At 71.5% G+C, this 1,116-nt stretch carries 3 protein-coding genes; all 3 read left to right on the top strand.

Going from position 1 to position 1,116, the window contains the following annotated elements; genetic code table 11:
* The first annotated feature begins 214 nt into the window (after positions 1-214).
* The 3 genes from HUX53_RS40450 to HUX53_RS38200 are packed head-to-tail and all read left to right on the top strand — an operon-like array spanning position 215 to position 999.
* Complete coding sequence (locus HUX53_RS40450; RefSeq protein WP_217920388.1) at positions 215-442, top strand: hypothetical protein; 228 nt, start codon at positions 215-217, stop codon at positions 440-442.
* Positions 443-500: 58 nt separating this feature from the next.
* Positions 501-800, top strand: a complete 300-nt coding sequence (locus HUX53_RS38195) for a 4a-hydroxytetrahydrobiopterin dehydratase (protein WP_176408145.1) — start codon at positions 501-503, stop codon at positions 798-800.
* Between the two features lie 7 nt (positions 801-807).
* Complete coding sequence (locus HUX53_RS38200) at positions 808-999, top strand: hypothetical protein (protein ID WP_176408146.1); 192 nt, start codon at positions 808-810, stop codon at positions 997-999.
* The last annotated feature ends 117 nt before the right edge of the window (positions 1,000-1,116 follow it).

Genomic DNA, 1,116 nt, shown 5'->3' on the forward strand with positions numbered 1-1,116 from the left:
TTAAGCGACGGGCTTCGGCAACGGCCCCGGCCGCAAGCCCCCAGGGGCCGGACGGCCACGGGGTAGGGGGCCGGGCGGGCTGCTGGACGCCGGCACCCCGGGCGCCGCCGCCACCACCGCGCTCACAGCGGACGCCGCCTCCTACACCTGGGTCGCGGCGGCCGTCGGGTCCAACACCGCCGCCGGGTACCAGCTCGCGACCGGGGAGCCGGTGATGGCGGTCGGCGGGTTCAACGGCACCGATCCCGCCCCGACCCTCGCCGGGTTCCAGAGCCTGGTCCGCCAAGGGAGGATCCACTACTTCATCGGCGGGGGAGGCGGCATGGCGATGCGCGCCGGCAGCGGCAGCGACGCCGCGCGGAAGATCAGCGAATGGGTCGCCGCGAACTACACCGCCACCACCGCCGGCGGCACCGTCCTGTACGACCTCGGCACGGGGTGAGGGGCGTGATGTAGTGGGAAGGAGAACGGCATCAGAGCCGATGGACAGGAGTGAGCCGATGGCCGACACGCTCGACGACACCGCCGTCGCGGACCGCCTGCGCGGCCTGCCCGCCTGGGACCGGGACGGCGACGCCATCCGCAGGCAGGTCAAGGCGCCCTCGTTCCCGGCCGGGATCGACGTGGTCACCGACGTCGCCCGCGCCGCCGAGGACGCTGGCCACCATCCCGACATCGACATCCGCTGGCGGACGCTGACGTTCACGCTGTCCACCCACAGCGCCGGCGGCATCACCGGCAAGGACTTCGACCTCGCCGCCAAGATCGACGAGATCGCCGCCCGGCACGGCGCCGAGTAGGCCCGGCGTGGCCGTCCAGGTGGCGGTGTGCGGGCCCGGCGAGTGCACCGGAGCCGAATGGGACCTGGCCTACGAGACCGGGCGGCTGCTGGCCGGGCGCGGCGCCGTCGTGCTGTGCGGCGGGCTCGGCGGCGTGATGGCCGCCGCACAGCACGACCTGGCCCTTATACCCATCTCCCGCCGCCCACGAAGACGATAATGTAGCTCTACGTGGTCGCCGTATCACACAAAAAAAAAATCGAGTAGTTAACTCGTACACATCTAACCACATACCACCCACAGCGCGGGCGGCATCACCAGAACGCCACCACAAACG

Origin of the sequence: Actinomadura sp. BRA 177 (genome assembly GCF_013372625.1) — a bacterium.
In the GTDB taxonomy this organism is placed as follows: Bacteria; Actinomycetota; Actinomycetes; order Streptosporangiales; family Streptosporangiaceae; genus Spirillospora.